General features: G+C 65.7%; 17 protein-coding genes and 1 pseudogene. 12 read left to right on the plus strand and 6 right to left on the minus strand.

Annotated elements, in window-relative coordinates; genetic code table 11:
- Positions 1–11: 11 nt before the first annotated feature.
- Both CEY09_RS01810 and CEY09_RS01815 read left to right on the plus strand, forming a co-directional pair.
- Entirely contained in the window at positions 12–1,511 is a 1,500-nt protein-coding gene (locus CEY09_RS01810) for an AMP nucleosidase (protein WP_377785509.1), read from the plus strand.
- Between the two features lie 132 nt (positions 1,512–1,643).
- Positions 1,644–3,203 (plus strand): amino acid permease, encoded by a 1,560-nt coding sequence (locus CEY09_RS01815; protein WP_006222231.1) that lies wholly within the window; start codon positions 1,644–1,646, stop codon positions 3,201–3,203.
- Positions 3,204–3,245: 42 nt separating this feature from the next.
- Here CEY09_RS01815 and CEY09_RS01820 read toward each other — a convergent pair whose 3' ends face one another.
- Positions 3,246–4,178: a YicC/YloC family endoribonuclease gene (locus CEY09_RS01820; protein WP_006222230.1), complete on the minus strand. Its 933-nt coding sequence runs from the start codon at positions 4,176–4,178 to the stop codon at positions 3,246–3,248.
- Positions 4,179–4,251: 73 nt separating this feature from the next.
- Here CEY09_RS01820 and rph point away from each other — a divergent pair, with 73 nt between their 5' ends.
- Positions 4,252–5,022 carry a ribonuclease PH gene (rph, locus tag CEY09_RS01825; RefSeq protein WP_088587314.1) on the plus strand — a complete coding sequence of 257 codons (771 nt, stop codon included), beginning with the start codon at positions 4,252–4,254 and terminating at the stop codon, positions 5,020–5,022.
- A gap of 77 nt (positions 5,023–5,099) precedes the next feature.
- Here rph and CEY09_RS01830 read toward each other — a convergent pair whose 3' ends face one another.
- Positions 5,100–6,482, minus strand: a complete 1,383-nt coding sequence (locus tag CEY09_RS01830; protein ID WP_088587315.1) for an MmgE/PrpD family protein — start codon at positions 6,480–6,482, stop codon at positions 5,100–5,102.
- Between the two features lie 13 nt (positions 6,483–6,495).
- Positions 6,496–7,656: an acyl-CoA dehydrogenase family protein gene (locus tag CEY09_RS01835; RefSeq protein WP_006222227.1), complete on the minus strand. Its 1,161-nt coding sequence runs from the start codon at positions 7,654–7,656 to the stop codon at positions 6,496–6,498.
- A gap of 229 nt (positions 7,657–7,885) precedes the next feature.
- On the opposite strand from CEY09_RS01835, the pseudogene CEY09_RS01840 reads away from it, so the two are divergent.
- Positions 7,886–9,319, plus strand: a pseudogene (locus CEY09_RS01840) (methyl-accepting chemotaxis protein); the annotation flags it as partial.
- A gap of 165 nt (positions 9,320–9,484) precedes the next feature.
- On the opposite strand, the gene CEY09_RS01845 reads toward CEY09_RS01840, so the two are convergent.
- A complete protein-coding gene (locus CEY09_RS01845; RefSeq protein WP_377785510.1) occupies positions 9,485–11,338 on the minus strand; it encodes an EAL domain-containing protein in 1,854 nt (617 codons plus the stop codon).
- A 135-nt stretch (positions 11,339–11,473) separates the two neighbouring features.
- Here CEY09_RS01845 and rdgB point away from each other — a divergent pair, with 135 nt between their 5' ends.
- The 5 genes from rdgB to ntrC all read left to right on the plus strand — a co-directional run bounded on the left by rdgB (position 11,474) and on the right by ntrC (position 17,697).
- Entirely contained in the window at positions 11,474–12,097 is a 624-nt protein-coding gene (gene rdgB / locus CEY09_RS01850; protein WP_088587316.1) for an RdgB/HAM1 family non-canonical purine NTP pyrophosphatase, read from the plus strand.
- A gap of 32 nt (positions 12,098–12,129) precedes the next feature.
- Complete coding sequence (gene hemW, locus CEY09_RS01855; protein WP_088587317.1) at positions 12,130–13,350, plus strand: radical SAM family heme chaperone HemW; 1,221 nt, start codon at positions 12,130–12,132, stop codon at positions 13,348–13,350.
- A gap of 184 nt (positions 13,351–13,534) precedes the next feature.
- Complete coding sequence (gene glnA, locus CEY09_RS01860; RefSeq protein WP_006222221.1) at positions 13,535–14,947, plus strand: type I glutamate--ammonia ligase; 1,413 nt, start codon at positions 13,535–13,537, stop codon at positions 14,945–14,947.
- Positions 14,948–15,139: 192 nt separating this feature from the next.
- Positions 15,140–16,204: a nitrogen regulation protein NR(II) gene (glnL, locus tag CEY09_RS01865; protein ID WP_006222220.1), complete on the plus strand. Its 1,065-nt coding sequence runs from the start codon at positions 15,140–15,142 to the stop codon at positions 16,202–16,204.
- On the plus strand, positions 16,204–17,697 hold the full coding sequence (gene ntrC, locus CEY09_RS01870) for a nitrogen regulation protein NR(I) (protein ID WP_006222219.1): 1,494 nt from the start codon (positions 16,204–16,206) through the stop codon (positions 17,695–17,697). Before glnL ends, ntrC begins: the two co-directional genes overlap by 1 nt.
- 40 nt (positions 17,698–17,737) lie before the next feature.
- Here ntrC and CEY09_RS01875 read toward each other — a convergent pair whose 3' ends face one another.
- Entirely contained in the window at positions 17,738–18,652 is a 915-nt protein-coding gene (locus CEY09_RS01875) for a LysR family transcriptional regulator (protein WP_006222218.1), read from the minus strand.
- Between the two features lie 179 nt (positions 18,653–18,831).
- On the opposite strand from CEY09_RS01875, the gene CEY09_RS01880 reads away from it, so the two are divergent.
- The 3 genes from CEY09_RS01880 to CEY09_RS01890 all read left to right on the plus strand — a co-directional run bounded on the left by CEY09_RS01880 (position 18,832) and on the right by CEY09_RS01890 (position 21,603).
- Positions 18,832–19,530, plus strand: coding sequence for a pirin family protein (locus CEY09_RS01880; RefSeq protein WP_088587318.1), 699 nt, complete (start codon positions 18,832–18,834; stop codon positions 19,528–19,530).
- Between the two features lie 100 nt (positions 19,531–19,630).
- Complete coding sequence (locus tag CEY09_RS01885) at positions 19,631–20,536, plus strand: pirin family protein (RefSeq protein WP_088587319.1); 906 nt, start codon at positions 19,631–19,633, stop codon at positions 20,534–20,536.
- Between the two features lie 89 nt (positions 20,537–20,625).
- Positions 20,626–21,603 carry a Bug family tripartite tricarboxylate transporter substrate binding protein gene (locus CEY09_RS01890; protein WP_088587320.1) on the plus strand — a complete coding sequence of 326 codons (978 nt, stop codon included), beginning with the start codon at positions 20,626–20,628 and terminating at the stop codon, positions 21,601–21,603.
- An 8-nt stretch (positions 21,604–21,611) separates the two neighbouring features.
- Here CEY09_RS01890 and CEY09_RS01895 read toward each other — a convergent pair whose 3' ends face one another.
- Positions 21,612–22,388 carry an ABC transporter ATP-binding protein gene (locus tag CEY09_RS01895; RefSeq protein ID WP_088587592.1) on the minus strand — a complete coding sequence of 259 codons (777 nt, stop codon included), beginning with the start codon at positions 22,386–22,388 and terminating at the stop codon, positions 21,612–21,614.
- Positions 22,389–22,391 lie beyond the last annotated feature (3 nt).

Here is a 22,391-nt window from a genome sequence, read left to right on the forward strand (position 1 = left end):
AGTAAAGCTCAATGATGAATGCAGTCCACCCTTTGTCGTCGATGAACCGGCCCGATGCCATGCCTTTTGAACCATTCCAGGATGCCCAGGCCGCGGTGGACCGGTTGGCCGAGATCTATGCGCGCAACACGGCTTTCCTGCGTGCCGCGTTCCGCGAGGTCCTGAACGGCACCGGCAACGGCCGCGAGCGCGCCCGTGCGTACTACCCGGCCATCCGCATCGTGGTTGAAACCTACGACCCGATCGACACGCGCCTGTCCTATGGCCATGTGGCCGAACCCGGCATTTACCAGACCACCGTCACGCAGCCCGAACTGTTCCGCGACTACCTGATCGAGCAAGTCGGCCAACTGCTGCAGAACCACCGCGTGGCGGTCGAAGTCGGCGAATCCGATTCCCCCATCCCGCTGCATTTCGCGTTTCCGGAAGGCGCCTATGTCGAAGGCGAGCACCTGGAGGCGCTCAAGCGCCCGTTGCGCGACCTGTTCGACGTGCCGGACCTGGCCGTGACCGACGACGCCATCGTCAACGGCTCGTGGCGCGGCAAGGAGGGCGAACCCAAGCCGCTGGCGCCGTTTACCGCCCAGCGCGTGGATTATTCGCTGCACCGCCTGCAGCACTACACCTCGACCGCGCCGGCGCACTTCCAGAATTTCGTGCTGTTCACCAACTACCAGTTCTATGTCGACGAGTTCTGCGCCCGCGCCCGCGCGCTGATGGCCAGCGGCAACGAGGACTACGACATGCTGGTCGAGCCCGGCAACCGCATCACGCGCCGCGGCGAAAGCGGCCCGGGCGATGAGGGGCAGGCCGCGCGCTTGCCGCAGATGCCCGCGTACCACCTGGTGCGCGGCGACCATTCCGGCATCACCCTGGTGAACATCGGCGTGGGCCCGTCCAACGCCAAGACCATCACCGACCACATCGCCGTGCTGCGCCCGCATGCCTGGCTGATGCTGGGCCACTGCGCGGGCCTGCGCGATTCCCAACGCTTGGGCGACTACGTGCTGGCCCACGGCTACGTGCGCGAAGACCACGTCCTGGACGCCGATCTGCCCACCTGGGTGCCGGTCCCGGCGCTTGCCGAAGTGCAGGTGGCGCTGGAGCAGGCGGTGGAAGAAGTGGCGGGGCTGTCCGGCTGGGACTTGAAGCGCATCATGCGCACCGGCACGGTCGCCACCATCGACAACCGCAACTGGGAATTGCGCGACCATGTGGAACTGGTCGAGCGGTTCGCGCAGTCGCGGGCGATCGCGCTGGATATGGAATCGGCCACTATCGCGGCTAACGGATTCCGCTTTCGCGTGCCCTACGGCACGCTGCTGTGCGTATCCGACAAGCCGTTGCACGGCGAACTGAAGCTGCCCGGCATGGCCAGCGTGTTCTATCGCCGGCAGGTCAACCAGCATCTGGAGATCGGCATTCGGGCGCTGGAGCGGCTGCGCGACATGCCGCCGGAGCGGCTGCATTCGCGCAAACTGCGCACCTTCATGGAAACCGCTTTCCAATAGCAGGATCTGTCCCCAACGCCCCGCCATTTTTCGCGGCGGGGCGGTTTGCGCTATTCTCGCGCGTTGCCCGGTAATCCCAAGGCATCCGCAGCGCATCGCACGGGTGCCTTCACGACGTGAAGGAAAAGCATTTTGGCACCATCGGAACACGATGAAGGCCGCGCAGGCGGCACGCGCGCGGCGAAGGCGGATCAGCCGTCCGAGCTGCGCCGAACCCTGTCCGCGCGCCACCTGACCATGATCGCGGTCGGCGGGTCCATCGGGACCGGCCTGTTCGTCGCCTCGGGGGCGACCATCGCAAAGGCCGGACCCGGCGGCGCGTTGCTGGGCTATGTGCTGATCGGGGTGATGGTCTATTTCCTGATGACCAGCCTGGGGGAATTGGCCGCTGCCATGCCGGTGTCGGGCTCGTTTTCCACCTACGGCGCCCGCTACGTCGAAGACGGCTTCGGCTTCGCGCTGGGCTGGAACTATTGGTACAACTGGGCGGTCACCGTGGCGGTGGACCTGGTGGCGGCGCAGCTCGTCATGGCGTATTGGTTCCCGGACGTGCCTGGCTTCTACTGGAGCGCCTTGTTCCTGGCGATCACCTTCGGCCTGAACGCCATGTCGGCGCGCGGATTCGGCGAAGCCGAATTCTGGTTCGCGCTGATCAAGGTGGTGGCGGTGCTGGGCTTCGTGGCCATGGGCGTGATGATGCTGCTGGGCATCATCCGCGGCGGCGAGACGGGTGGTGTGGCCAACTGGACCGTCGGCGATGCGCCGTTCGCAGGCGGCTTCGCGGCGCTGATCGGCGTGGCCATGGTGGTGGGCTTTTCGTTCCAGGGCACGGAATTGATCGGCATCGCCGCGGGCGAATCGAAAGACCCGGCACGTAACCTGCCGCGCGCAGTGCGCCAGGTGTTCTGGCGCATCCTGCTGTTCTACGTGGCGGCCATCCTGGTGATCGGCCTGCTCATCCCCTATACCGATCCGCATCTGCTGCGCAACGAAGTCGAGGACATCAGCGTCAGCCCGTTCGCGCTGATCTTCGAGCGCGCCGGCCTGCTGGGGGCGGCGTCGATCATGAACGCCGTGGTGTTGACGTCAGTGCTGTCGGCGGGCAATTCGGGCATGTATGCGGCGACCCGCATGCTCTACAGCTTGGCGCGCGAGGGCAAGGCGCCGCGCATCTTCGGCCGCATTTCGCGCAACGGCGTGCCCTTGTGGGCGCTGCTGGCCACGACAGTCGTGGCGGCGTTGTGCTTCTTCACCTTCATTTTCAGCCCGAATGCGGTGTACATCTGGCTGCTGAACACGTCGGGCATGACGGGCTTCATCGCCTGGCTGGGCATCGCCATCAGTCACTACCGCTTCCGCCGCGGCTATGTGAAGCAGGGCCATAACCTGGCCGACCTGCCGTATGTGTCGCCGTTCTTCCCGTTCGGCCCGATCTTCGCCTTCGTGCTGTGCCTGGTCATCACCCTGGGCCAGAACTACCAGGCCTTCCTGCAGGACCGGATCGATTGGGGCGGCGTCGTGGCCACCTATGTCGGCATTCCGCTGTTCCTGTTGATCTGGCTGGGCTACCGGCTGGCGCGCGGGTCGCGATTCATCAGCTATCGGGATATGCGTTTCCCGGACGCTCGCGCTCGCAGCCAGTACCTGGATTCGGCCCTGCGCGGCGAACCCGCGGCGGGCGACGCCCGTTGACCCTCCGCTTGCGGGAGGCGGGCGTGGCTGCGCGCGAGGCGCTTACTCGATGTTCTGCGCCTGCTCGCGCATCTGCTCGATCAGCAGTTTCAGGTCCATCGCGGCGCGCGTGACTTCCATGCTGCCCGCCTTGGACCCCAGCGTATTGGCTTCGCGGTTCATTTCCTGAAACAGGAAGTCCAGGCGCTTGCCGGCGCTGCCCGCATTCTTCTTGCCCGACGCGGACTTGCCGCCGCCGTCGGTCAAAAGGTGGCGAAGCTCTTCCAGGTGTGAACGCAGACGAGACAGCTCTTCCGCCACGTCGATGCGCAGCGCGAACAGATTGGCTTCCTGCGACAGGCGTTCGGACAGCTCGGTGCCGGAGATATGCGTGAAGCCGCCCGGGAAGGCCGATTCCACGCTTTCGCGCAGTTTGGCCGCCAGCTTGTCGCGGTGGTCGGACAGCAATTGGGGCAGATGAGCCTGCACAATGTCGACGACGCGCGCCACGCCATCGGCGCATTCGCGCATCATGCCGGCCAGGCGTTCGCCCTCGCGGGCACGGCCTTCCTGCAACTGCGTCAGCGCTTGCTGGCCGGCCTGCAGGCAGGCGGCGCCCCAGATTTGCGGGTCGAGCGCATCGTTACCGCGCTGGCCGGGCCAGTTGAACAGCTCCACCAGCCGGGGCGGGGCGATATCGGGGACGATGCGGCGGGCGGCCTGAAGCTGCTCGGCCAGGCTTTCAAGCCAGGTCGGGTCGAGTTTGGACAGGTCCGTGCTGGCGTTGCGCGTGAACGAAACGCGGATCTCGACCTTGCCGCGCGCCAGGTTGGCGGTCAGCAGTTCGCGCAGCGGCGTCTCGACGTGCCGTAGTTCGTCGGGCAGCCGGAAATACAGGTCGAGGAAGCGGCTGTTGACGCTGCGCAGTTCGATGGCAAGCGTGCCTTGCTCTAAGTCTGCTCGGGCGTTGCCGAAGGCGGTCATGCTGCGAATCATGATGGGCGTTTCCTGGTGATATATCGCCGCAGGATACTCCAAGCGGGGATTTCCTGCGGCGCCAGCCCGTACAATGCCGCGAATCAATGTTCCTGTCTGGAGTCTGCCTGTGACCACTACGCCCACCATTGCCCGCCCGTCGGGCCGCGCCGTCGACGAACTGCGGCCGTTTGCCCTGGAGCGCGGCTTCACGCGCTACGCCGAAGGGTCGGTGCTGGTCAAGGCCGGCAACACCCACGTGCTGTGCACCGCCAGCGTGCTGGAGAAGGTGCCGCCGTTCCTGAAAGGCAAGGGCGAAGGCTGGGTCACGGCGGAATACGGCATGCTGCCGCGGGCGACGCATACACGTGGCGATCGCGAAGCGGCGCGCGGCAAGCAAAGCGGCCGCACGCAGGAAATCCAGCGCCTGATCGGCCGCAGCCTGCGCGCCGTGTTCGACATGAAGGCCCTGGGCGAACGCACCCTGCACCTGGACTGCGACGTGCTGCAGGCCGACGGCGGCACGCGCTGCGCCAGCATCACCGGCGCCTGGGTGGCAGCGGCGGATGCCGTCGCCTTGCTGATGAAGCGCGGCGACCTGGCCGTCAATCCGATCCGCGATGCGGTTGCAGCCGTGTCCGTCGGGCTGGTGCAAGGCCGCTCGGTGCTGGACCTGGACTACCAGGAAGACTCGGCGTGCGATGCCGACGTGAACGTCATCATGACGGGCAGTGGCGCCTTTGTGGAAGTACAGGGCACGGGCGAAGGCGCGACCTTCACCCGCGCCGAACTGGACACGATGCTGGTGCTGGCCGAAAGCGGTATCGCCAGCCTGGTGCGCGCGCAGCGCGCTGCGCTAGCCTGATAGGGACAGCTTTCAGGCACGAAAAAACAGCCGCGAAAGCGGCTGTTTTGCATGGGGCGAGGGCAACAAGGCGAGGATTAGGCCGCCTTGCGTGATAACAAGGCGTCGACCTTGGTGACTTTTTCCAATCCCCAGATGGTGTCGATCAGCGCGCGCAGTTCCGCGTCCGTGGCGGCGTCCGCGTAGCGGCCCAGGCTGAGCGTCTTGTCTTCGATCTCGGGGCGGCTGAGCGTGTTGCCGGGGTCGCCCTTGGGTTCGTCCACGCGGCCGTGCACGGTGCGGCCGTCGCGGGTCGTGACGGTGACCTTGCCGATCCAGCGTTGCGGGTAGGCACGGTCGACTTCTTCGTCCAGCACCATCTCAACCTTGCCGCGGAAGTCGGCGACTGCCGGGTCGTCCAACCCAGCGTCGAACTCGGCCAGCCCGGCGCGGCCCTTGCGGGCGATCAGCGCAAGCACGGTGCCCATCGAGAACTTGGACTGGTGCACGGTCTGCGGATTGACGACCGGGCCCAGTACGTCGATGGCGCCCTGGTGCACGTGGGCCACCACACGCGCCACATCGGCTTCGGTCAGGTTGTTGTCGCGCAGCGCCTGCTGCAGCGCATCGGCGGCCGGGTGGGTGTGGCGGCAGGACGCATGGAACTTGAACGAGGTCTCAGCCAGCGCCCAGCGTTGCCCCAGGCGGTCGCACAGCTTGGACGGGTCGGCGTCAGTGGACATGCCGGCCGCCATGCCTTGCGGACCTTCCAGGATGTGGCGGGCGCCGGTGAAGCCCTCGCGCGCCAGATACGCGGCAGTGATGCCGTCGGCTGCTGCCTTGGCTGTGTGCAATTGCTTGGAATCGGCGGCGTCGCGCAGGAACTCCCAGAGGCCTGCGGCCTGGGTGCCGGCCGAGCCCAGCGCGTGCAGCATCTGTTCAGGCGACAGCTTGAGCAGGTGGCCGGTGGTGACTGCGGCGGCCAGGGTGCCCGCCGTGCCGGTGGTGTGGAAAATCTTGTAGTGCGAACGGCCCAGGAATTCGCCGACGCGGATGCCGACTTCATAGCCGGCGACGGCGGCGGTGATCAGGTCGCGGCCCGAGCTGCCCAACGCTTGCGCCACGGCGAGTGCGGGCGGGAAGACCACGGCGGCGGGGTGGAATACCGAGCCGTTGTGGACGTCGTCCTGTTCAACCACATGGGCGGCCGCGGCGTTGACCATCGCGGCGAACAGCGGCGACGTGCGGCGGCGCGTGATCAGCACTTCGCTTGGGCCGTCGGCGGGTCCCATGGCGGCGGCATAGCGGTCGATGGCCTGCACGGCGCGGGCGGAGGCGCCCGCCAGGATCGAGGCCAGGCAGTCCAGCAGCAGGTCTTCGGCGCGGCGCAATACCGGCGCGGGGATGTCCTCGTAGCGCAGGTTGGCGGCAAAGGCGGCGAGTTCAGCGCTGAGGTGGGGAGTGTCTTTGGCGGCGTTCATGTGCGTAGTCGGGTCAGAAGGAACGGGGCAGGCCCAGGATGTGTTCGGCGACGTAGGACAGGATCAGGTTGGTAGAGATGGGCGCCACCTGATACAGCCGCGTTTCGCGGAACTTGCGCTCGACGTCGTACTCGGTCGCGAAGCCGAAACCACCGTGGAATTGCAGGCAGGCGTTGGCGGCTTCCCACGAGGCGTCGGCAGCCAGCAGCTTGGCCATGTTGGCCTGGGCGCCGCACGGTTGGTGGGCGTCGAACAGGCGGCAGGCCTCGTAACGCATCAGGCTGGCGGCTTCCACGTTGATGTGGGCGCGGGCGATGGGGAATTGCACGCCCTGGTTCTGGCCGATGGGGCGGCCGAACACCATGCGTTCCTTGGCGTAGGCGGTGACCTTGTCCACGAACCAGTAGCCGTCGCCGATGCACTCGGCGGCGATCAGCGTGCGTTCGGCGTTCAGCCCGTCCAGGATGTACTTGAAGCCTTTGCCTTCCTCGCCAATCAGGTTTTCGACGGGGATTTCCAGATTGTCGAAGAACAGCTCGTTGGTCTCGTGGTTGACCATGTTGGGGATCGGGCGGATCGTCATGCCGTGCTTGACGGCGTGATGCAGGTCCACCAGGAAGATCGACATGCCTTCGGACTTGCGCGCGACCTGGTCCAGCGGCGTGGTGCGGGCCAGCAGGATCATCAGATCGGAATGCTGCACGCGCGAGATCCAGACCTTCTGGCCGTTTATCACGTAGCGGTCGCCGCGGCGCACGGCGGTGGTCTTGATCTTGGTGGTGTCGGTGCCGGTGGTGGGCTCGGTCACGCCCATGGATTGCAGGCGCAGTTCGCCGGCGGCGATGCGGGGCAGGTATTCGCGCTTCTGGGCGTCGGAACCGTGGCGCAGCAGCGTGCCCATGTTGTACATCTGGCCGTGGCAGGCGCCCGAGTTGCCGCCGCTGCGGTTGATCTCTTCCATGATGATCGACGCTTCGGTCAGGCCCAGGCCCGAGCCGCCGTATTCCTGCGGGATCAGTGCCGCCAGCCAGCCGGCCTCGGTCAACGCGCGGACAAAGTCCTCGGGATAGCCGCGTTCTTCGTCGATCTTGCGGAAATATTCGCCAGGGAATTGGGCGCAAAGGTCGCGCACGGCTTCGCGGATGTCCTGATAAGCGTCAGAGGCGTGTGGCATAGGGCTGCTGTATGGATGATGGGAATGGTTCGGTACAGCATCGAATGTGCCGCAAGGGCGTGTCGCTGCCAATTCACAATTCCTTAATACGGGGTTCCTGTTCGCAAAAGCGCAGTTTCATGACGGGCGTTCGTCATGCTCGGGCCCAGGTTGTGTCAAGAAATTGCCAAACTGGATGCCCATAATCCGATGCACTGCGCCTTTGGCGCCAGGCTATATACGGATGGATATGCGGAAAAATCTCAGGGTCACCACGGCGGTATCGGCCATTCTGGCGTTGTTTGTGGTGCTGTTCGCCGTCGCGGCGGCAGCCGGCATCGCGGTGTTGCGCGACAACCGGGCCGACATCGAAGCCTTGGGCCGCGGCAGCATCGAACGCGCCAGCGACCTGGCCGACATGACCAGCCGCTTGTTTCAGGCGCGCGCCGCGCTGACCGACGCCAAGACCGGCATGGAGGGCGGGCTGGAAGCCGCCCGCGACGAGTCCCTGGCCCAGGCAGACGCGCTGCTCAAGCAGGCCGGCGCCAGCCTGGCGCGCCTGCGCGGCAATCCCGATGCCAGCGCCCAGGGCGGCCCGCTGTTCGAGCAGGTGCTCAAGGCCTATACGGCGTTCGCGGAGCAGACGCTCGTGCCCATGCAGAAGGCGATCCAGGGGTGGAACGGCATCGAGGTCAACCGGCTGGTGGACAAGGTGCTGCCCGCCAGCGGCGCGGCCTACGTCAAGCAGGCAGACGCTTACCAGACCTATTCGCGCGAGCAGGGCCAGGCCGCAGTCGCGGGCGCCAGCCAGACGCTGGAGCGGGTGATTCTGGTGGCGGCCGGCGTGCTGGGCGTGGTGCTGCTGCTGGCTGTGCTGATCCGGCTGGCGTTCCGCCGCAGCATCCTGCGGCCGCTGAACGAGGCCGGCGCGCACTTTGACCGCATCGCCGACGGCGACCTGACGGGCGCCATCGCCATGCGCGGCGACAACGAAATCGGCGTGCTGTATTCAGCCATGCGCCGCATGCAGACCGGGCTGTCTGCCGCCGTGGCCTCCGTGCGCCAGGGCGTCGAGGAAATCCATACGGGCTCGGGCGAGATCGCGGCCGGCGGGGCGGACATGTCCGATCGCACGGCGCGCCAGGCCGGTTCGTTGCAAGAGGCCGCGGCCAACATGACCCAGCTGGCGCACACCGTCCAGATGACGGCCGGCAACGCGGACCAGGCCAGCCGGCAGGCCGAAAGCGCCACCCGTCTGGCGCAACGCGGCGGCCAGGCAGTGGACGAAGTCGTGCAGAGCATGCAGGGCATCGCCGACAGCGCGCGGCGCATCGGCGAAATCGTCGGGGTGGTGGACAGCATCGCCTTTCAGACCAACATCCTGGCGTTGAACGCCGCGGTGGAAGCCGCGCGTGCGGGCGAACAGGGCAAGGGTTTTGCCGTGGTCGCGGGCGAAGTGCGTTCGCTGGCCCAGCGCAGCGCGCAGGCCGCCCGCGAAATCAAGGGCTTGATCGAGGACTCGGCGTCGCGGGTCGAGGCGGGCGTGCGCCAGGTGAACCTGGCCGGCGACACGATGCGCGACATGCTGGCGTCGGTTGACCGGGTGACGCAGATCGTGGCCGAGATCTCGAGCGCCACTGCCGAACAGGCCGCCGGCATCGCGTCGGTGAACGACGCGGTAGCCGACATCGAGCGGTCCACGCAAGAGAATGCGGCGATGGTCGAACAGACCGCGGCGGCCGCCGCCGCGCTGGAGATCCAGGCGCAAGGCCTGCGCCGCGCGGTGGCGGTGTTCCAGATTGCCCAGGCGGCCCAGAATGCTGCCGCCGTGCAGGCGGCAGCCGGGCAATCAATCGGCCAGCTGGGGCAGGGCGCCGCCGGTGTAGCGCTCGATCACCAGCGACAGGTTCCCATGCTTGACCTTGTGCTTGACATGCGCGGCGGCCGACGCGATGTCCTCCGGGCGGATGCGCTCGCATAGGGAAGGCGTGACGGTGAGCGCCCCCACGCCCAGCGTCACGAACGGAAAGAAGCGCGGCACGCCATAACGGTCTTCGGCCTCGATGCCCCCGTTGTGGCGGCCCTGGTCGTCATAGAGGTCGACGGCCTGCTCATTGAACTCGGCGATGATCCGCTGCACGCGCTGCGTCCAGTCCGGGCTGCGGAACAGCACCACGAAATCATCCCCACCCACATGGCCGACAAAGTCGCGCAGCGGATCGCAATGCTGTTTGACGACTTCGGCGGTCAGCATGATCATGTCGTCGCCACGCCAATAGCCATATACGTCGTTGAAAGGCTTGAAGTTATTGAGATCGCCGTAGCAGATGGTGAAGTCGGCGGCGTCCTCCAGCAAGGTGGCGATGTGCCGGCTGATGGGGATGTTGCCGGGCAGGGACGTCAGCGGGTTGGCGTAGCGCGCCGCTTCGATCCGCATTTCGGTCACCGAGCGCACCAGCGTTTCGCCCGTGGCCAGGCCGTCGTAGCGGCCATCCCGCGTAATGATCAGCCCGTCCATCAGATAGCGCTGGTCTTCTGAAATCAGCACGTGGCTGAGCTGGTCGATGGATACGTTCAGGTCCACCAGCACCGGTTCGCCGTTCATGAAGGTGGAGCACGCGTCGCGGCCGAACAGTTCGCGCGTGTAGCGTTGCGCGTAGTGTTCCGAGAAATCGCGGCGGTTGATGATGCCTACCGGCCGGTTGTCGCCGTCGATGACCGCCACCGCGTGCATGTTCTTGTGTTCGATGAAGAGCCGATGCACGTCGTCGTTGGTGTCCTTATTCAGCAGCGCCGCGGGTGCTGCCACCCGCAGGCTGGCGGCGGTGCCGCCTGCGGAACGTTGCGACAAGGGGGCAGGGCTGCGTACCCGCAGGGAATCGCGCAGCGGCGCGTTCAGCTCAGTCAGCAGCGTTTCCTCGGGGCGCCCCAGAAACCAGCCTTGGGCGTACCGGATGTCCAGTTCGCGCACCACGGCCAGGTCTTCCGCCGTTTCTATGCCCTCGGCGACGATGGCCGTGCCCAGGTGCTGGGCCACCTTCAGGATGGCCCGCACCATGTTCTGCTTGCGATCGCTCTGGCCGATGCCGTTGAAGAAATAACGGTCGATCTTGACGAGATCGGGCTGCATCTCGGACCACAGTTGCAGGTTGGAATTGCCCACGCCGTAATCGTCCAGGGCGATGCGCATGCCGCGCTCCCGCAGGCACGCGAAGGCGCAGCCCAGTTCGCCCATGTGGTCCGACAGCGGGTCCTGTTCGGTCAGTTCGACGATGATGCTCGACGGGGGCAGGGTGCAATCCTTCAAGAGGCGCAGCGGCATGTCGTCTCCCCATAGCGTCCAATAGTGGATCAGCGCCGAGCCCGACAGGTTCAGGAACAGCTTGCCGGCCGCTTCGTTGTCCTGGAAGCCCTGGGCGCCGGCCCGGAAGCTGGCCAGCTCCACTTGCGGGTGCAGCCCCTGGCGCCGCGCTTCGGCGAAGAGGGCGTCGGGATAGTGCAGGGCGGTATCGGCCGGGCCGCGGATCAGGCTTTCATGGCCGTAGATGCGGCTGTGCGACAGGTCGACGACGGGCTGGTAGCGGGGGCGGAGCAGCCGTTCGCGCAGAATGCCGGCCAAGCCGGCTGACGTGGGCGCATCGCCCAGGGAGGTGTGGGGCGCGCGGACCGAAGCCGTCCGGGGCATAGCGTGAGTAGGGGTCATCGCCGGGGGTCAGATACGATCAGTGACAAGATCGCTGATGTTGACGACAAAATGTGTCGGCGGTGTTGCGGGAGCGCACGTGGACAGGCGGTCATGCCGCGGCGCGGGCAGGCTGTGCCCTATACAATTTGCCTTATGACTTCCCCCAAGATTCCCGATTCCCTGCGCCGCATCGTGCTGGCGTCCAATAATGCCGGCAAGTTGCGCGAGTTTTCCGCCTTGTTCGCTCCCCTGGGCATCGAACTGGTGCCCCAAGGCGAGCTGGGCGTGCCCGAGGCCGAAGAGCCGCACGTCACCTTCGTCGAAAACGCCCTGACCAAGGCGCGCCATGCCAGCCGCCTGACCGGGCTGCCCGCCCTGGCTGACGATTCCGGCCTGTGCGTGGCGGCCTTGGATGGCGCGCCCGGGGTCTATTCGGCCCGCTACGCCAAGATGCATGGGGGAGAGAAATCCGATCTGGCCAATAACGCGCTGCTGACGCAGAACCTGGCCGGCCACGCTGACCGCCGTGCCTGGTATGTCGCCGTGCTTGCGCTGGTACGCTCGGAAAACGACCCGTGCCCGATCATCGGCGAAGGCCTGTGGCATGGCGAGATCATCGACCAGCCCGAAGGGGCGAACGGCTTTGGCTACGATCCCCATTTCTACCTGCCCGACATGGGGCTGACCGCGGCCACGCTGGACCCCGAGGAAAAGAACCGCGTCAGCCACCGCGCCCGCGCGCTGCGCGAACTGCTGAGCAAGCTGAGCCAGGCTTGAGCGCGCGCGCCGCGCCCGCTCCAGGAAACCGCATGTCCATCACTATCCCTATCCGCAACGACCTGGGCGCATCGCCCTCGCGCCGGCTCGTGCCGGCGGGCGCCACGCTGACCAGCCTGCCGCCGTTGTCCGTCTATGTGCACGTGCCCTGGTGCGTGCGCAAATGCCCGTATTGCGACTTCAATTCCCACGCCGCGCCGGGCGAAATCCCCGAACGCGCCTATCTGGATGCGTTGCGCAGCGACCTGGAACAGGCGCTGCCGTCTATCTGGGGCCGCCAGGTCGTGTCCGTCTTCATCGGTGGCGGCACGCCCAGCCTGCTGTCCTCGGCAGGGCTGGACGAATTGCTGGCCATGCTGCGCGCCTGTCTCAATGTATGGCCGGATGCCGAGATCACCATGGAGGCGAACCCCGGCACCGCCGAGGCCAGCCGCTTTCGCGATTACGCGGCCAGTGGCGTCACGCGCTTCTCGCTGGGCATCCAGAGTTTCGACAATGCCCAATTGAAGAAGCTGGGCCGCATCCATGATGCCGATCAGGCCCGCGCCGCCATTGGCATGGCGCAACGCGCCGTCTCGCGGGTGAACCTGGACATGATGTTCGCCTTGCCGGGCCAGACGCTGGACGCCTGTGTGGCCGATCTGCGCGAGGCCATCTCGTTCGGCACCGAACACCTGTCGCTGTATCACCTGACGATGGAGCCCAATACGGTCTTCGCCAAGTTCCCGCCCGAAGACCTGCCCGACGACGACACCAGCGCCGCCATGCAGGACGCTGTGGAGGCCGAACTGGCGGCGGCCGGCCTGGCCCGCTACGAGGTGTCTGCCTATGCCAAGCCCGGCGCCCGCTGCCGCCACAACGTGAATTACTGGGAATTCGGCGATTACCTGGGCATCGGCCCCGGGGCGCACGGCAAACTGTCATTCCATGACCGTATCGTGCGCGAAGCGCGGCTGCGCAGCCCCGATTCCTGGATGCAGGCTGCGATGGCCCGCGATGGCAGCCACTTGGCTGAAAGCCGCCAGGTCGGCCCCGACGAACTGCCTTTCGAATTCATGCTGAACGCTCTGCGCCTGAAAGACGGGGTGCCCAGCACGGCGTTCAACGAACGCACCGGCTTGTCGCTTGCGGCCATTGCGCACCAATTGGAGGCAGCCTCCAAACGGGGCCTGCTGGACGGCGATCCGACCCGTCTGAAGGCGACGCCCTTGGGGTGGCGCTTCCTGAATGACCTTCAGGAAATGTTCCTTTAGCAGGAATGCACCATAACGGGGCAATCGTGCCCCACCATTTGCACCAAAGTGGTGCTACATTTTTTCATGACCGTGCGGTCTTCCCCAGGGATTCCAGGGGGTAAAACCTGGCACGCTTATTGCTTCCCTCTTTTATGCCAGTCGAGAGGCAAAGCCCTCGACCCTTTTATCTAATGGAGATGACATGGCAAGCCCGAAAGACGTCCTGAAACAGATCGCCGATAACGAAGTCAAATTCGTGGATTTCCGCTTCACCGATACGGTTGGCCGTGAGCACCACGTGTCCGTGCCCACCAGCCAGATCGACGAAGACAAGCTGGAAAGCGGCCAGGCTTTCGACGGTTCGTCGATCCCGGGTTGGAAGGGCATTGAAGCCTCCGACATGCTGCTCATCCCCGATTGCTCGACCGGCAACCTGGATCCGTTCCGCGAAGAGCCGACCCTGATCCTGTCGTGCGACGTCGTTGAACCGTCGGACCTGAAGGGCTATGACCGCGACCCGCGTTCGCTGGCCAAGCGCGCCGAAGCCTACCTGAAGTCCTCCGGCCTGGGCGACACCGCCTACTTTGGTCCGGAACCCGAATTCTTCGTGTTCGACGGTGTGACCTGGAACACGGACATGTCGGGCACGTTCGTCAAGATCAAGTCCGAAGAAGCCTCGTGGTCCAGCGGCCAGGAATTCGAAGGCGGCAACACCGGCCATCGTCCCCTGGTCAAGGGCGGCTACTTCCCCGTTCCGCCGGTTGATTCGTTCCAGGACATGCGCTCGGAAATGTGCCTGCTGATGGAACAAATGGGCGTGCCGGTCGAAGTGCACCACCATGAAGTGGCCGGCGCCGGCCAGCTGGAAATCGGCACCAAGTTCAGCACGCTGGTCCAGCGCGCCGACTGGACGCAGATCGTCAAGTACGTCGTGCACAACGTGGCCCACGCCTACGGCAAGACCGCGACGTTCATGCCCAAGCCCATCGTTGGCGACAACGGTTCCGGCATGCACGTGCACCAATCCATCTGGAAGGATGGCCAGAACCTGTTCGCAGGCAACGGCTACGCCGGCCTGTCGGAATTCGCGCTGTACTACATCGGCGGCATCATCAAGCACGCCCGCGCCCTGAACGCCATCACCAACCCGGGCACGAACTCGTACAAGCGTCTGGTTCCGCACTACGAAGCCCCGGTCAAGCTGGCTTACTCGGCCCGCAACCGCTCGGCCTCGATCCGCATCCCGTACGTCGGCAACCCGAAGGGCCGCCGCGTCGAAGCGCGTTTCCCGGACCCCCTGGCCAACCCGTACCTGGCTTTCTCGGCCCTGATGATGGCCGGCCTGGACGGCGTCCAGAACAAGATCCACCCGGGCGATCCGGCCGACAAGAACCTCTACGACCTGCCGCCGGAAGAAGACGCGAAGATCCCGACCGTGTGCTCCTCGCTGGAACAAGCGCTGGAAGCCCTGGACGCCGACCGCGAATTCCTGACCCGTGGTGGCGTGTTCAGCAACGACATGCTCAGCGCCTACATCGACCTGAAAATGGCCGATGTGAATCGTCTGCGCATGACGACGCACCCGGTCGAATTCGACATGTACTACAGCCTCTGATCGTTTAGAGGCTGTGGCGGGGGGGAGCGCGATGATGTAGGCAGAAACCAGGGCCCACACCACGCGCACCACCAGGTCGCGGCTCGACGGTTTGTCCGCCAGGCATCACGCCTGGCGGGCAGGGCGCCGGGTTCCGGCGCCGCCGTCGCGGGCGCGTTCCGCTTTCCCCCTGTCATTCGGGTACGTTGAAAAATGAATGTAGAAGCTCTCGATCTGCTTGCCACGTCCGTTTTCCTGGTCAACGAGCGCGGTCACATTGAATACGCCAACGCTGCCGCCGAAGATCTGTTCGGCCGCTCGCGCAAGCAACTGGGCGGGCACTCCGCCGCCACGCTGTTCGACACCCCAGAAAATATCCAGTCCTCGATCGACCGCGCCGCGGCCGGCAGGTACGCCGACGTCAGGCAATTGGCCTCGTTGCGCCGCGCCGCCGAATCCGTGGAAGTCGCCGTCACGACGGTGGGGCTGACGGGCCAGCGCTGGCCCGTGCTGATAGAGACCCGCGAGATCGAGCAGCGCGTGCTGGCCGACCGCAATCATCGACTGGTTGATGAGATCGAAGCCCACCGTGAATTGCTGCGCAATCTTGCGCATGAAGTGAAGAATCCCCTGGGCGGTTTGCGCGGCGCCGCGCAATTGCTGGAAGCCGAACTGCCCAGCGCGGCCCTGGCCGAATACACCCAGGTCATTATTTCCGAAGCCGACCGCCTGCAGGCGTTGGTGGACCGCCTGAGCGGCCCGCAACGTGTGCCGCTGAATGCGCGGCCGGTGAACATCCACGAGATCTGCGAGCGCGTCTGCGCGCTGATCCAGGCTGAATTCCGCAACGACGTCACCATCCTGCGCGACTATGACGCGTCGGTTCCCGATCTGAAGGGCGACGCCGCCCGTCTGATGCAGGCCGTCCTGAACGTGGCGCGTAACGCCGCGCAGGAACTGGTCGCACGCCCCGAAGGGCCCAAGACGGAACCTGGTGTAGTGACGCTGCGTACCCGTGTGGCGCGGCAGGTCATGCTGGCCCACCGCCAGCACCGGCTGGCGCTGGTGCTGTCCATTATCGATAACGGTCCCGGCGTGCCGGACCACATCCGCGACCGCATTTTCCACCCCCTGGTCACGGCCAGGGCGGGCGGAACGGGCCTGGGCTTGAGCCTGGCCCAGGATTTCGTGCAGCAGCACGGCGGCATCATCGAATTTGAATCCCGACCGGGGCGCACCGAGTTTCGCCTGGTCCTACCGATGGAGCCTGCACACTGATGAAACCCGTATGGATCGTCGACGACGACCAGGCCATCCGCTGGGTCCTCGAAAAGGCCCTGGCCCGCGCTGGTGTCCCCACCCGCAGTTTCTCCCAATCGGCTGACGTGCTGGAAGCGCTGTCGCGCGAAACGCCCGTCGCCTTGGTATCCGATATCCGCATGCCCGGCGGCAACGGCCTGGAGCTGTTGCGTCAACTCAAAGAGCGCCATCCCGGCTTGCCGGTCATCGTGATGACCGCGTTCGCCGATCTGGACAGCACCGTGTCCGCGTTCCAGGGCGGCGCGTTTGATTACCTGGCCAAGCCGTTCGACGTGAACGAGGCGGTTGCGCTGATCCAGCGCGCCATGCAGGAATCCACGCAGCCGGAAACGCCTGAAGGGCAGGGCGAGGCGGCGCAGAACAACGAGCGCTGGATGATGACGCAGTCGTCTTCCACCGCCATGCAGGAAGTGTTCCGCGCGATCGGCAGGCTGGCCCAGTCCAAGGTGACGGTGTTGATCACCGGCGAATCGGGTACCGGCAAAGAGCTCGTCGCCCGTGCCTTGCACGGCCACGGCGTGCGGGCCAGCGGCCCGTTCGTGGCCCTGAACGCGGCGGCCATCCCGCGCGACCTGCTGGAAGCCGAACTCTTCGGCCACGAGCGCGGCGCATTCACGGGCGCCAACAATTTGCGCCGTGGGCGCTTCGAAGAAGCGCACGGCGGCACCTTGTTCCTGGACGAAATCGGCGACATGCCGATCGAGCTGCAGACGCGCCTGTTGCGCGTGCTGGCCGAAGGCAGCTTCTACCGTGTGGGCGGGGCTCAGCCCGTGCGAGTGGACGTGCGCATCGTGGCCGCGACCCACCAGCCGCTGGAGCAGCGTGTCGAACAGGGTTTGTTCCGCGAGGACTTGTTCCATCGCCTGAACGTGATCCGGCTGCGCCTGCCGCCGCTGCGCGAGCGCGTGGAAGACATTCCTGCGTTGGCGCAACATTTCCTGACGGCAAGCGCCCGCACGCTGGGCGTGCCGGTCAAACGCCTGACGCCCGACGCGCTGGCCGTGCTGACCAAGTTCGACTTTCCCGGCAACGTCCGCCAGCTGGAGAACTTCTGCCACTGGTTGACGGTAATGGCGCCGGGCCAGACGGTGGACCGCCAGGACCTGCCGCCGGAAATCCGCGCGCTGGAGCATCAGCAGCAACCCGGGTTGGCCCCGTTGCGTCCTGCAACGCCGATGCCGGGTATCGGCACGGTGGTGCAAGCGTCCCAAGGTCTGGACGACGGCGCGCCGCGCAACTGGCAGGATTCCCTGCTGCGCGATGCGCAGTACCGTCTGGAGCGCGGCGAACCTGCCGTGATGGCGACCTTGACGCGCCAGTTCGAGAAGATCCTGCTGCAAAGCGCGCTGGACGCCAGCCGCGGCCGCCGTGTGGAGGCCGCATCCCGCCTGGGCATCGGCCGCAACACCATCACGCGCAAGCTGCGCGAGCTGGGGATCGAAGACGAGTGATCGTTGATGGGTTGCCGGGCGTTGTACGCCCGGCAACCCGTCAGCCCATTCCCAGCAGGCTTTCGCAGAGCCGCGGCGATTTCAGCTTTTGCAGCCACCACTTCAGCGCTTCACCCGGCGGTTCGGCCCGCCAGGCGTACGCCACGTGTTCCGTGAGGGACATGCCTTCATCCGTCTCGCACACCACCAACAGACCCTGCGCCAGGTAGGGCGCCGCCATGGTCAGCGGCAGGTAGCCGCAGCCCAGGCCGCGTACCTGCGCGTCGATCTTGGCCTGCATGGACGGCATCACCAAGGTCGGCTGGTCTGCCAGGATGCCGCGCGATTGCGGCGGCAGGTTGCGCGACGTATCCGCCACGACGACCGCGCAGTACTTCGTGATGTCGGCGCGGCTGAGCGGTTGCGGCAACGACGCCAGGGGGTGATGCGCCGCGACGCAGAATCCAAACTGCGTCGCGCCGATCGCCTGCGACCGGTAGGGCCCCGTCGGCTCGGCATTTGCGCCGGCGCCGATCACCAGGTCGGCACGTCCGCTCGTCAATGCATCCCAGTTGCCGCTCAGCACTTCGCTGGAAAAGCGCAGCGTGGTCGCGCTTTCCAGCGTCTGGAATTCGTCGATCAGGTCGTACAAGGGCCGCCACGGTAATACGGCGCTGACGGCGATGCGCAGCTCCACTTCCCAGCCGGTGGCGATGCGCTTCACGCGGCAGGCCAGATCGTCCAGCGATTGCAGCACGTGGCGCCCATCCTTCAGCAGGGCTTCGCCCGCGGGCGTCAGCAGCGCCCGGTGTCCTGAGCGGTCGAACAGCAGCACGTCCAGGCCGTCTTCAAGCTTGCGGATCGAATAGGTCACGGCGGACGGCACTTTGCCCAGTTCGCGCGCGGCCTTGGCAAAGCTGCCATGGCGGGCGATGGCGTCAACCAGGATCAACAATTCAGGCGTAATGGGCTGCATGGTGGGGGCTCGAGCAGATCATTCAAATAATTTGAATGAAGTCATCAAAATATAGCGCCAAAGCGACCCTCCTGCACGCGCAGAATATCACTCATGCCAGGGGTTAAGTGGAAACGGCGAAGCGAAATGCCGGCGCCGCACCCTGCAGACCATTCATATTATTGAAACAGGAGTCCACAATGCTTACGATTCGCCGCGCTGCCGAACGGGGTCACGCCAACCATGGGTGGCTCGATTCGTTTCACACCTTTTCCTTCGCCAACTACTACGACCCGGCTCACATGGGCTTCGGCGCACTGCGCGTGATCAATGACGACCGCATTGCTGCCGGCCGCGGCTTCGGCACGCACGGCCATCGGGACATGGAGATCATCACCTATGTGCTGGACGGCGCCATTGCGCACAAGGACAGCATGGGCAGCGGTTCGACCATCCAGCCCGGTAACGTGCAGCGGATGAGCGCTGGCCGCGGTGTGATGCACTCCGAGTTCAACCCGCTGCCGGACACCGAAACGCACATGCTGCAGATCTGGATCGAGCCCGACGTGACCGGCATTGCCCCGGAATACGAAGAGCGCACCTTCAGCGACGCCCAAAAGCGTGGCCGGCTGCAAGCCCTGGTGTCGCCGGATGGCGAAGACGGCTCGATGAAGATCCATCAGGATGCGCGCCTGTATGGCGGCCTGTTCGACGGCGCCGAGTCCGCCACCCTGGCCTTGGCCGCCGGCCGCCGCAGCTGGGTGCATGTGGCGCGGGGCAGCGTCACGGTCAACGGCGCCGAGCTCTCGGCCGGTGATGCGGTCGCTATTACTGACGACACCCGGGTCGAGCTGTCGGCCGGCAAGAACGCCGAAGTGCTGGTGTTTGACTTGGCGTAATGCCCGAGGCCGGGCGGAAGGGTTTCCGCCCGGTCTTGTTTTTGAACGGGCCGTTGGGCCTTAACATGGCCATTGGCCTATTGAAGCGGAGCGCTACACCATGTCTACGTTGTCCGATGCAGGCGAAAACCAGATTGAAACCGTCGTGGTGCCGCGCACCAGCGACCTGGGCGGCTTTTCCGTCCGCCGTGCGATCCCGTCGGCGCAGCGCCGAACCGTCGGGCCGTTCGTGTTCCTTGACCACATGGGTCCGGTGGAATTCGATGCCGGCTCGGGCATCGACGTGCGCCCGCACCCGCACATCGGCCTGTCCACCGTCACCTACCTGTATGAAGGGTCGATGGTGCACCGTGACGGCGCGGGCAACACCCAGACGATTCTGCCTGGCGAAGTGAACTGGATGACGGCCGGCCGCGGCATCGTCCATTCGGAACGTTCGTCGCCGGAAAGCCGCCAGGCGCCGCAGCGCCTCTGTGGCCTGCAGATCTGGGTGGGCCTGCCCAAGCAGCACGAGGAAACGGACCCGGGCTTTACGCACTATGGCCTGGATGCGCAGCCGGTAGTCGAAGGCGAAGGCGTGCGCGCCCAAGTCGTGGCGGGCTCACTGTTCGGCAAGACCTCGTCTGTCAAGACGCTGTCGCCCCTGTTCTACGGCGACCTGCAACTGAAGGCGGGCGCCACGACGGTGCTGCCGGCGGAGTATGAAGAGCGCGCCGCCTATCTGGCCGAAGGCTCGGTCGAGGTGGATGGGCAAGTGTTCGAAAGCGGCCGGCTGGTGGTGTTTGCCCCGGGCCGGCCGGTGCAGATCCGCGCTGTCACCGCCGCGCGGTTTGCGGTGCTGGGTGGCGAACCCCTGGACGGTCCGCGCTTTGTCTGGTGGAACTTCGTCTCCAGCAGCAAAGACCGCATCGAGCAGGCCAAGCAGGATTGGCAGCGCACGCGCTTCGACCAGATCGTGCCCGGCGACGAGACCGAATACATCCCGCTGCCCGAACCACGCGCCTGATTGCGGCCGACGTGTTTTCCGCTGCCGCGCGAGGCGTGCGCGGCAGTATGATGCGCCTCCAAACCTTCATAACAACAGGATGGAGACTCATGCATCGCTACACTCCCAACCTTGCGCGCGGCCTGGCCGCGTTGGCGCTGGTCAACGGCGCGTCCGCAGCGTTCGCTGCTGGTTATCCGGCCAAGCCCATCACCTTCATCGTTCCCTACACGGCGGGCGGCACCACCGATCTGGTGGCCCGCACCGCTGGACAAAAGGTGGCCGAAAAACTCGGCCAGCCCGTCATTGTTGAAAACCGGCCCGGCGCCGGCGGCAACATCGGGATGGATGCCGTGGCCAAGGCCGCACCGGACGGCTACACGATCGGTTTCGGCGCCATCTCCACGAACGCGCTGAATCCCTTCGTCTACCCGTCGATGCCGTTCGATCCCACCAAGGATTTCACCGGCGTCAGCATGCTGGGCGCATCCACCGTGGTGCTTGAGGTCGGCCCCGCGTTGAAGGTGGCGAGCGTCAAGGATCTGGTCGCGTACGCCAAGCAGCACCCCGGCACCGCCTTCGGCACGCCGGGCACCGGGACGTCCATGCATCTGGCCGGCGTGATGTTCGACCAACTGACGGGCGTCGGCATGCAGCACATTCCGTACAAGGGCAGCGCACAAGGGCTGAACGATCTGCTGGGCGGACACCTGCCTGTGATGTTCGACAACCTGCCTGCCTCGCTGCCGCACATCAAGGCAGGCAAGGTGTATGCGCTGGCCGTCACGGGAAGCAAGCGGGCGCCAGCACTGCCGGACGTGCCCACGCTGGCCGAACTGGGCTATGCGGGGGCGGTGGTTGACCCGTGGTTCGCGGTGTACGGCCCGGCCAAGATGTCGCCGGAAGTCACCCAGGCGCTGAGCGAGGCGTTCCAGTGGGCGTTGGCCCTGCCGGACGTGAAGGACAAGCTGGAGCAAGCCGGTTTCATGCCGTACGGATCGACCCCGCAAGAGGTCGAGCGCCTGACCCAAAGCCAGCACGAGGCCTTCAAGGCCCTGTCGCAAAAGGTCAAGCTGTCGGCGGATTGATGGCCGGCTCAGCGCCCGCGGGCGAAAGCCTGCTCGCGCTGCGCCTCCAGCGCTTCGCGCCGGATGAAGTCCCGCACGAAATCGTTGCGCGGATGGTGATGCAGGTTATAGGGCGTATCCCACTGCGCAATGGATCCCTTGCTCATCACGCCGATGCGGTCGGCGATGGCGAAGGCTTCGGCCTGGTTGTGCGTGACCAGGATGGCCGTGTGGCCCGTGGTCTTGAGAATGTCCCGCACTTCGAACGCCAGGCGTTCGCGCGTGTCCACATCCAGGTTCGAAAACGGTTCGTCCAACAACAGCAGATCGGGTGAGGGCGCAAGGGCCCGGGCCAGCGCCACGCGCTGTTGCTGGCCGCCCGAGATCTCGTGCGGGTAGCTGTTGGCGGCATGCGCCAAACCCACCAGTTCCAGCATTTCTTCAACGCGGCGAGCGCGATCCGCGCGCGCCAGCTTGCGCAGGCCGAACGCCACATTCAAGGCCACGGTCAGATGTGGGAACAGGGCGTAGTCCTGGAACATCATGCCGACGCGGCGCAGTTCCGGCGCCACTTGCTCGGTGGCCGAGGAAATGACGGTGCCGTCCAGCAGGATGCGGCCGTCACGCACCGGTTCGAAGCCGGCGATGGCGCGCAGCACCGTGGTCTTGCCGCAGCCGGACTCACCCAACAGGCAGCCAATGTGTCCGGTCGGCAAACCCAGGGTCAAGTCTTGCACCACCGGCTTCAATCCGGCGGGCGTGTCGTAAGCGAGCGAAAGGTGATCGATTTCTAACAGATCGGGCACGAT

Source organism: Achromobacter marplatensis (assembly GCF_002209535.1).
Classification (GTDB): domain Bacteria; phylum Pseudomonadota; class Gammaproteobacteria; order Burkholderiales; family Burkholderiaceae_B; genus Achromobacter; species Achromobacter marplatensis.

Excerpts from the sequence above, each read along its gene's own strand:
- CEY09_RS01880 (WP_088587318.1), top strand. The coding sequence starts at position 18,832 with ATGCTTACGATTCGCCGCGCTGCCGAACGGGGTCACGCCAACCATGGG.
- ntrC (WP_006222219.1), top strand. The coding sequence starts at position 16,204 with ATGAAACCCGTATGGATCGTCGACGACGACCAGGCCATCCGCTGGGTC.
- rph (WP_088587314.1), top strand. The coding sequence starts at position 4,252 with ATGCCGCGAATCAATGTTCCTGTCTGGAGTCTGCCTGTGACCACTACG.
- CEY09_RS01810 (WP_377785509.1), top strand. The coding sequence starts at position 12 with ATGATGAATGCAGTCCACCCTTTGTCGTCGATGAACCGGCCCGATGCC.
- CEY09_RS01830 (WP_088587315.1), bottom strand. The coding sequence starts at position 6,482 with ATGAACGCCGCCAAAGACACTCCCCACCTCAGCGCTGAACTCGCCGCC.
- glnL (WP_006222220.1), top strand. The coding sequence starts at position 15,140 with ATGAATGTAGAAGCTCTCGATCTGCTTGCCACGTCCGTTTTCCTGGTC.
- hemW (WP_088587317.1), top strand. The coding sequence starts at position 12,130 with ATGTCCATCACTATCCCTATCCGCAACGACCTGGGCGCATCGCCCTCG.
- CEY09_RS01835 (WP_006222227.1), bottom strand. The coding sequence starts at position 7,656 with ATGCCACACGCCTCTGACGCTTATCAGGACATCCGCGAAGCCGTGCGC.
- CEY09_RS01845 (WP_377785510.1), bottom strand. The coding sequence starts at position 11,338 with ATGACCCCTACTCACGCTATGCCCCGGACGGCTTCGGTCCGCGCGCCC.
- CEY09_RS01875 (WP_006222218.1), bottom strand. The coding sequence starts at position 18,652 with ATGCAGCCCATTACGCCTGAATTGTTGATCCTGGTTGACGCCATCGCC.
- glnA (WP_006222221.1), top strand. The coding sequence starts at position 13,535 with ATGGCAAGCCCGAAAGACGTCCTGAAACAGATCGCCGATAACGAAGTC.
- CEY09_RS01820 (WP_006222230.1), bottom strand. The coding sequence starts at position 4,178 with ATGATTCGCAGCATGACCGCCTTCGGCAACGCCCGAGCAGACTTAGAG.
- rdgB (WP_088587316.1), top strand. The coding sequence starts at position 11,474 with ATGACTTCCCCCAAGATTCCCGATTCCCTGCGCCGCATCGTGCTGGCG.
- CEY09_RS01890 (WP_088587320.1), top strand. The coding sequence starts at position 20,626 with ATGCATCGCTACACTCCCAACCTTGCGCGCGGCCTGGCCGCGTTGGCG.
- CEY09_RS01885 (WP_088587319.1), top strand. The coding sequence starts at position 19,631 with ATGTCTACGTTGTCCGATGCAGGCGAAAACCAGATTGAAACCGTCGTG.